Source organism: Nocardia sp. NPDC050408, from assembly GCF_044458905.1.
In the GTDB taxonomy this organism is placed as follows: Bacteria; Actinomycetota; Actinomycetes; order Mycobacteriales; family Mycobacteriaceae; genus Nocardia.
On sequence record NZ_JBITIL010000004.1, the window covers coordinates 1 to 7,963 of the forward strand.

8 protein-coding genes and 1 pseudogene are annotated in these 7,963 nt (G+C 63.4%); 5 read left to right on the top strand and 4 right to left on the bottom strand.

The genetic code is table 11. The annotated features are described in order from the left end of the window. Positions 1–62: 62 nt before the first annotated feature. Complete coding sequence (locus ACIBJI_RS13300) at positions 63–608, bottom strand: MFS transporter (RefSeq protein ID WP_397084270.1); 546 nt, start codon at positions 606–608, stop codon at positions 63–65. Between the two features lie 824 nt (positions 609–1,432). Between ACIBJI_RS13300 and ACIBJI_RS13305 the strand changes: the two are divergent. From ACIBJI_RS13305 to ACIBJI_RS13315, 3 genes and pseudogenes are all read left to right on the top strand, one after another. Then, a pseudogene (locus ACIBJI_RS13305) lies at positions 1,433–1,861 on the top strand (transposase); the annotation flags it as partial. A gap of 130 nt (positions 1,862–1,991) precedes the next feature. Continuing rightward, on the top strand, positions 1,992–2,372 hold the full coding sequence (locus ACIBJI_RS13310) for a transposase (RefSeq protein ID WP_397084272.1): 381 nt from the start codon (positions 1,992–1,994) through the stop codon (positions 2,370–2,372). A gap of 597 nt (positions 2,373–2,969) precedes the next feature. Continuing rightward, the gene (locus ACIBJI_RS13315) at positions 2,970–3,374 is read left to right on the top strand and encodes a spore-associated protein A (RefSeq protein ID WP_364354465.1); all 405 of its coding nucleotides are present in this window, start codon (positions 2,970–2,972) and stop codon (positions 3,372–3,374) included. A 328-nt stretch (positions 3,375–3,702) separates the two neighbouring features. Here ACIBJI_RS13315 and ACIBJI_RS13320 read toward each other — a convergent pair whose 3' ends face one another. Together ACIBJI_RS13320 and ACIBJI_RS13325 are read right to left on the bottom strand one after the other, a co-directional pair. Beyond that, a complete protein-coding gene (locus ACIBJI_RS13320) occupies positions 3,703–4,494 on the bottom strand; it encodes a hypothetical protein (protein ID WP_397084274.1) in 792 nt (263 codons plus the stop codon). A gap of 122 nt (positions 4,495–4,616) precedes the next feature. Continuing rightward, the gene (locus ACIBJI_RS13325) at positions 4,617–4,805 is read right to left on the bottom strand and encodes a hypothetical protein (protein ID WP_364354462.1); all 189 of its coding nucleotides are present in this window, start codon (positions 4,803–4,805) and stop codon (positions 4,617–4,619) included. A 91-nt stretch (positions 4,806–4,896) separates the two neighbouring features. Here ACIBJI_RS13325 and ACIBJI_RS13330 point away from each other — a divergent pair, with 91 nt between their 5' ends. Beyond that, entirely contained in the window at positions 4,897–5,067 is a 171-nt protein-coding gene (locus ACIBJI_RS13330) for a hypothetical protein (RefSeq protein WP_397084276.1), read from the top strand. Between the two features lie 189 nt (positions 5,068–5,256). Next, a complete protein-coding gene (locus tag ACIBJI_RS13335) occupies positions 5,257–6,561 on the top strand; it encodes a cytochrome P450 (RefSeq protein WP_397084278.1) in 1,305 nt (434 codons plus the stop codon). Between the two features lie 194 nt (positions 6,562–6,755). Here the strand turns inward: ACIBJI_RS13335 and ACIBJI_RS13340 are convergent, their stop codons facing one another. Next, positions 6,756–6,944, bottom strand: a complete 189-nt coding sequence (locus ACIBJI_RS13340; protein ID WP_364354453.1) for an IPT/TIG domain-containing protein — start codon at positions 6,942–6,944, stop codon at positions 6,756–6,758. Positions 6,945–7,963 lie beyond the last annotated feature (1,019 nt).

Here is a 7,963-nt window from a genome sequence, read left to right on the forward strand (position 1 = left end):
GGGCAGAAGAACGATCAAGCGGGAAACCGTTCGGTCACAGTGGCTTCCACACCTACAACCGCTCACGACACCGCGCCAGTTCCCGACCCAACCACGCCGGTCACGATCGGCCCGACGGCTAAGCCGAGGCCCGAGCTGCCCGCCCAGATGCTGACGGCCTCGGTGCGCTCGCGTGGGTCGGCGAACGTATGTGCCAGCACCGCCAGGCTGCTGGGCAGGATGGCCGCACCGCCGATACCGATGATCGCCTGGCCGACGATCAGCAATGCTGTGTCGTTCGCAGCGAAGGCGACGACGCTCCCACCGGTGAAGAGCACGGCGCCGACCATGAAGATGACGCTGCGGCCCACGATATCGGCCAGTGTCCCGGCCGCCAGGATCAGGCTTGCGACGATGAGGCTGTAAGTACTTGTGATCCATACAGTTTCAGTCGGTGACGCGTGCAGCTCGTCCTGGATCCGGGCTAGGCCGGTGATCGTCGAGGATACGTTGACGAAGGCCGTCATCGAGCCCAGGCAGAGCACCGCCAGTGTGAACCAGCGTCTGATGTTCTGGCCCGATCGCCGCTCCCGCCTTCGTTCGACAAGAATCTCGATTTCTGCAACCACGGGTGTGTTCCTTTGCTCGAACTTCTGAGGAACGAAGTCGGGCTCGACGATAGCATGCTGACTATATCAAGTAATAGTCAGACGGATCGCTGATCCCGGTCCCACCAAAACGCGGCGGCCCGAGCGAGCACGAGGCACACCAGTAGCAGGTGCGGCTGCACCCCGCAGGGAGAACTAGATCAGGAGGCAACAGACGCCGAAGGGGTGTGTGCGCTTGCCTCTGCGGCTAATGCGGCATCGAGCAGTACCTCTGCGGCCGTGCGCGCCTGTGCTGCTGATTCCTTGAAGATCGAATGCATCTGCGCGCTGACGAAGACACCATTCATCAACTGGCCGGCAAGAGAACAACGATGCCATCGTCGAGACAACCGTCGGCACCATGGTCTCCATTCGCGACAAGATCGACATGGGAAAGAGGCTCACCCCGGGAGTGTCCCCGCGAGTGTGACGCATCGCTGGTAGTGATATTCGGGGACAACGATTCCCAGTTCCATCTCCAGATACAGCGGCCCGTTCCCGTGGAAGCGCGGATCGGGTTTGTAGCTGTAATTCCAGACGTGATGCGGGTGATCACAGGAATCGCAATCCCCGCCGACACGCGCAGATCAACGTGTGTCTTTCGAAGGACCCGTCGGTCCGTCCGTGCCGGTGGTGCGGCCCGTTCCGCGGCAGCGCCCACCAGCCTGCACGGGGTTGTGACCTGATAGGAGCATGTCGCGCCGATACCGCCGTCCCCTGACTGGCCTGTCCAACCCCTCTTCGGGCAGGTCGACGACCGGAAGGACAGCAACGAGTTGACGACGGCCACACAGCAACCGATCTTCGTGGGGGTCGATACCCGCGCCGACACCCATCACGTAGCGATCGTCGACGAACACGGCAAGAAGCCGACAGATCGCGAATTCCCCACGACCGCAGCCGGTTACGCAGGGATCGAAACTTGGCTCCGCTCATGCGGTGAGGTTGTTCGCGTCGGTGTCGAGGGCACCGGCTCCTATGGCGCGGAATTGACCCGCTATCTTCGCCGACCGGGTTACGACGTCGCCGAGGTGCCGCGGCCGAATAGACAGCTGCGCCGCACGCAGGGCAAGATCGACATGATCGATGCCTACGCCGCCGCGCGCCGGCTGCTCGACGGATCCGATGCCACGCCGCCGAAGAACCGCGATGGCGCCATCGAAGCCGTCCGTGCGTTGCGCGTGGCCCGCAATAACGCCGTCAAGGCCGTTACCGCCGCGCTCAACACACTGCGATCATTGATCACAACCAGCCCGGAAATTTTTCGTAACCAATTGCGTTCGCTCTCCCGCGCCAAACTGATCGCGACCTGCGCCGGGTTCCGGCCTGACTCCCTGCCTCACCGATCCGGTGCAGGCGACCAAAATGGCCCTGCGCTCGCTCGCGCAACGCGTTCTCGACTGCCAGGTCCACGCCGACCAACTGAAAAAGCACCTCGGCGACTTGCTCGAGCGGGTAGCTCCCCACACCATGCAGCTCTTCGCCCTCGGACCGGATACCGCTGCCGCCCTTGCTATTTCGACTGGCGACAACCCGGATCGACTCAAATCCGAGGCATCATTCGCCCGCCTTTGCGGCGTCGTGCCGATCCCGGCATCTTCGGGGAAGACCAACCGGCACCGCCTCCACCGTGGCGGAGACAGGCAGGCCAACCAGGCCCTGCACACCGCCGTCATCGTCCGGCTGCGATACCACCAGGACACGAAAACCTATGCGGCACATACCGCGACCGTCAGCAGCTCATGATCAGCGATCCGACAAAAGCCAACACGCAACGGATTCACGGCCCCGGTCGGCCGGTAACGGGAGTAGGTGCCTGCCGCGACCAGGCCGGTCGACAACCAGACATGCACTGCGGCGGCGGGTACGGCGACACCGATGACGAACGTCAGCCACAGGGCGCCCGTACCGTATCCGATCAGGACTTCCCGGGTTGTGGACGTGGGCCAGTTGATGTAGCACCAGTGCCCGAAAAGTATTGGGCTTCTGCTCCTGCCCACTCTGTCCAGCCCCTCCTTGATCGGATCCGCGCCGAGACAGATCGTCGGTCGGCCCGCACGGCGGATGGTGACAGCATCCCTGCTGGGATCGCAGATCGCGACGACAAACTACTGACGCAGATGGAATCACTCTCGGGCGGTGCGAGTCGGTTGCGGTCGTCCGATGCTTCCACGGACAGCCAGAGGGGAACGGGAAAATTTCGAAACAGAGTGAACCATCATGTGGTGCACAGCGTTTCTTCTGGTAAGCCGTCGACGGTGTGTCAATAGCGTCGAGCGCTGTTCGGAGATCTTGCGCTACCCGCGTACGCGAGACTGCACGTCAAGAAGAAGAGGTTTCTACGTGATCAACGCCAAGAAGACAATTGCCGTGTGTGCGAGCGTAATCGGAATCACTGCCGGGATGGCGGTATTCCTCCCCGCGACGGCATCCGCGGCCACCTACGGTGGTCAGTGCGGTAAGGGATATGACGTGATCGATTCGCACGACATCGTCGGTGGCACCGCCTTTCTGACCTTCAACGGTAAGAACAATTGCGTTGTCACCGTCCGGGACCGGCCGGGGAAACCTGTGCGGATGGGCGCCGGGCTCCGGCGGTCAGGGGATAGTCGCGCCGTAGTCGTCGACGACGCTGAATACACCGAGTTCGCGGGTCCGGTGAAGGTCGAGGCAAAGGGCGATTGCATCGACTGGGGCGGCCTCATCGGTGATGACGAGTGGCAGGTATTCAAAGTGCACTGCGGCTGAACGGCACGTGCCCGTACCTGCTCATATCAGGCCGGTACGGGCTCGTGCGCAGGGGTCTGGCGGCAGCACCGATGCGTACTAGCGCCACACGGACATACTCAATTCGGCATGTGCCTGCGTCGCCGGAGCTGGCTCTGGCAGTGTCCGAGATCGGTTGGCGGACAACCGCTCCACGGGTGTGTGTGAGTGTGCGCTTTGTCGTCCTCGAGCCTGCAGTGAGGCAGCAGTCGGCGAGCAAGAATCATGGCAGGCGTTCACGATGCTGGATGAGGAACTCGACCTGATCGCCGTCGGCGCGGACCACCGGCTTGTTTTCAAGCCGGCGATCCTATCGCCGCCACGTAGCCCTGGCCTCCGAACCCGCACGGCGCCAACGCTTATGTAATCCGTGTCCAAACAATACTGGGTTCAACGCGACGGTCACGAATTCATCGACCAAATGCTTGTACGCCTCCCCAGGCGCGGCCCGGTAGCGGGCGAGCTGGTCGGGCCAGCTCGGCACCGACACGAAACAACACTGGCGGCAACACGATTTCGGCCACCACACCCCGAACAACCCGAACAAATAGCCCTGACACCGTGCGCGGGACCAGTTCGCGGTGTGAAGCGGATAGATCGGGTGACGGCGCCCACCCATCGTGACCGAGGTGTCGCGGGCGATCCGCCCGGTCTCCTCGACATTGAACCCGACCGCGTGGATGTAGGGTTGGTGACCCAAATGGGTTGCGCGCCAGGCATCGAGTGGTTGCCCCTTCGCCTTGGCTGAGCACGTGCACTGCCCACTCAGTGTCGGCATGACACCGTTGCGGTGGTGCTCGGCACTGAGCGGGTAGAAGCCGTTTTCGTCCGGGTCGGGATGCAGCCGTAGCGGTGTGCGGGTGTCCTGCAAGACCACGATCCCGTCCGCGATGCTCGGACCCGCTCGCGCGACTTCGACCAGCCGCACCCGACGCTGAGCCAGCAACGGCAGGACATGCTCGGCGACCAGATCGCAAGTGCTCGACCACTCATCGCCGGTCTGGGCGACCATCACGATCAGATTCGACAGATCCTCCCGCAACTGCGGCGGCCGGAACCCCGGATCCAACAACGTCCGCACAACCGCTGCGGTGCTCTCCACCCCGAGACCGTAGGATCAGCAGACCGGCTTCGCGTCGTCATCGAAAAGTGAAGGCAAAGAAAACAATCCATCGACGTCGTCGAACATCGGCGCGCTCCTTTCATCCGCTAGTCCGATCCGGGTCAGGGGTTCCAATCGGCGATCGCGGGTATCGTCGTGCTGGCATTGGCTTCAGCGATGACCTCGGCCATGGACACATCCAGACGGAATCGGTGGCCGATGTTGTGCTCGACCGTGGCGTACTGAGCCGCCAGTTCCGGCTGGAGTTGGGCGGCACGCACGAGCCCGCTGAGAAGATGCGCAGAACACACACGGGGCCCTGGGAAAGCCAGCGGAGTAGGCAGGATGCGGGCGTGTGCCTGCGGCGGCGATGCGTGACCAGACGGTTTCGAGGTTCCGGGAATGGATCGGCGGAGCGCCCGTCGCGGTCCGTGTGTGGCGGGCGCGACCGTGTGGAGTACGAACCCGCTGATGCACCTGTCGGACCTGTTCGAGGCGCTGGTGCGGATGCTGGCGACTGTGGCGACGCTGGCTGCGCTGGATCGCGAGGGCGGTGGGGACGGCGGGCTATAGCGTGGCGGCGGCGCGGATCAGCGCGGACAATGCGTCGAAAGTCGTTGTCACGCGTACCACCGAACGGTGATCCGCACGGTCTGAAGGCCACCTCTTCTGCCACGGCAGGTCTCGAGATCCCACTCCGCCAGCGATGCCTGTGATATTCGTTACGGCCACAGGGACGCGATTCGACGACCGAGGGGCTCGATGAAACCGCATTACGTGTATCGGTGGGTGAACAATCATGGGTTGATCCGCCTGTTCAAGAAGATACCGCTCCGCCGTGGTGATCTGTTCGCTCAGTTGATCGGCAGCGCGAAGGGTATCGAGAATCCGTACGCTCTGATCGAGGAGATGCGCGGGGAGGGTGGGTTGCACCGTGCCGTTCCGGTATGGATCACCTTCGATCACGATATGGTCCGGGAGATACTGCGCGACAACCGTTTCGGTGTCGGTATACCGACCGTGTTCGGTATACCGCAGCCTGTTCTGCGCGCGCTGGAGCGTCGGCCCCTCCCGCCGACCCCTGTCGATCCGCCATCGATGCTGGTGATCGACCGACCCGAGCACACCCGGATGCGCAAACCGGTCAGCGCGGCCTTTAACCCGCGTGCCGTCGCTCGGCTGCGCGACAGGATCGAGACGGTCACCGAGGAACTGCTCGCGACGCTCCCCGACGACGGGCCCACCGATCTGGTGGCGCGATACGCGGCGCAGGTGCCCATCGCCATCATCTCCGAGATGCTCGGCTTCCCGGACTCTGACCGCGAGATGTTTCTGCGCTGGGGCGATGACATCAGTCCGTTGCTCGACCTTGGAATCTCCTGGCGCACGCACCAGCGGGCGATGGAATCCTCGGAGCGGGTGCACCAGTATCTCGTCGAGCACGTCGAGCACCTGCGCGCCGAACCCGGCGACGATATTCTCAGCAGCCTGGTCACCGCAGGCGATCTGTCCACCTACGAACTGTGCGCGTCGGCGACCCTGCTGATGGCCGCAGGCTTCGAGACCACGGTCAACCTGATCGGCAAGGGCATCATCTGGCTGCTTCGCCACCCCGATCAGCTGGACCGGTTGCGCGCTGAGCCGGAACTCTGGCCCAATGCGGTAGAGGAGATTCTCCGGATCGATCCGCCGGTGCAGACCACCGCTCGCACCACCCGGACAGCGTTGGAGGTCGGCGGTGTCCGGCTGCGCGCGGGGTCGACGGTGGTGCTGTCGCTGGCCGGTGCGAACCGCGACTCTGCCGTGTTCACTGACCCGGCACGTTTCGACATCACCCGGGACAACGCCAAGAATCACCTGTCCTTCAGCAACGGTAGCCATGCGTGCCTGGGCGCCGGTCTGGCCCGTATGGAAGCAGCGCACGCCCTGCGCGCACTGTTCGAGGCGTTTCCGGACCTGCGATTGACCGATCCGCCTACGCGGCGGCCGCTATTCACCCTGCACGGTTACCAGCACCTTCCTGCACACACCGGTCCGCGCGTCCGCAGCCACCAGCCCATCAGCTGATCTGCACCTGCAGCGCGTGCTCGCGGCAGGAAAAGGGTTCGTGCGCCGACGATCTGATCGCCGAGCTGACCCAGCTGTCGAGCTACCACACCGACCTAACCGCCCCGGGAACCATGTGGGGTCGGAGCCGAGTCTCGTGCACACGTCCGGGAAGGACGATCGAGGCTCGGCTCCGCCGGATCCGAATGGTGCGGTCAGGCGTAGGTGAAGGGTATCCCGGCCCTTGTGCCGACCGTTGTGGTGACTGTGACTTGCACCGTGCCGGTCCCAGGGGGAGTGACCGCGAGAATCAGCGTGTCGGACAGCACGAGATACAGGGTCGCCGGGGTGGTGCCGAAGGTTACCGCGGTGGCGCCGGAGAATCCGGTGCCGGTGAGAGCCACGGACCCGAGGACGGTGAGACGGCAGTTATAGCAGGCATGATGGTGCCTCCGTGTCGGTCAAGAGGGTGCGCAGTGTGCAACGGGTTGCTCTGCGCTGGGGTCGGCCGACTCTTGCCACGGTGCGGCAATATCCAGTAACGCCCCTGAACCGTCACTGGCGCAAGACATCTCGTGATCCGCTTTGGTTCGCTTTTCCGGATGTGCTGCCGGGCAGCCGAAGCTGGGGATCGACAGCCCTGAACACCGGCGGATTGCTGTCGACATGAGGGCGGGACGATGGAAGCGCGGTCGGTTGCGAAGCAGTGAACACGGGTGTCGGACGCGGATAGGAGAACTCGAGGCCACCGCGAGATCGGCTCGTTCACGGTCATGATGCGCGGCCTGCGCGGCGAGCAACTCTCCGAGTGGATCGCAGAAGTCCGTGCCGATGCCCCAGTACTACACTCGTTCGTCACCGGCCTCCAACACGACTTCGCGGCCGTGACGGTCGGATTGATGCTGCCGTGGAGCAACCGTCCAACTGACGGCACCGTCAATTAATGAAAGCACCTCGAGCGCCAGTGCTTCGGCAGGGCGAAGCTGGACTTGCGAAGCGGATCTGCCCATGCACCCCATGCCGGAGAACAACTGCGGCCGAGTTGATCACACTGTTTGCGCCAGAACCCATCACCGTGGCTGGTGACAACGACACTCCGATCATTGAGCCAGCCACCCCTCCGCACACCCGTCACCGGATGCAACCGCTTGCGCGACATGCAATTAGCTTATAGTGTGCCCGCAGCGCAATGATGGTTCGTATAGCGTTGCCCTTGCCTCAAAGAGAACTTCACGCGTCGCCGCTTCCAGCTCAGAGCTGAGCATGCCCGGGACTGTAATGGCCGCGCTCGATGTGTGATGCGCTGGATCGAATTCTACTGAGCATCAACGTATCTAGCATTGCTGGCTGGTGTTGGCATATGGCTGGTGAGCGACCCCATCGGGGATGTCATCCAGGAAACCGGGCCCGAAACACCACCTCC

Bases quoted from the DNA above. Each gene is read 5' to 3' on its own strand.
- ACIBJI_RS13310 (WP_397084272.1), top strand. From the start codon at position 1,992: ATGGCCCTGCGCTCGCTCGCGCAACGCGTTCTCGACTGCCAGGTCCAC.
- ACIBJI_RS13330 (WP_397084276.1), top strand. From the start codon at position 4,897: ATGGATCGGCGGAGCGCCCGTCGCGGTCCGTGTGTGGCGGGCGCGACC.
- ACIBJI_RS13335 (WP_397084278.1), top strand. From the start codon at position 5,257: ATGAAACCGCATTACGTGTATCGGTGGGTGAACAATCATGGGTTGATC.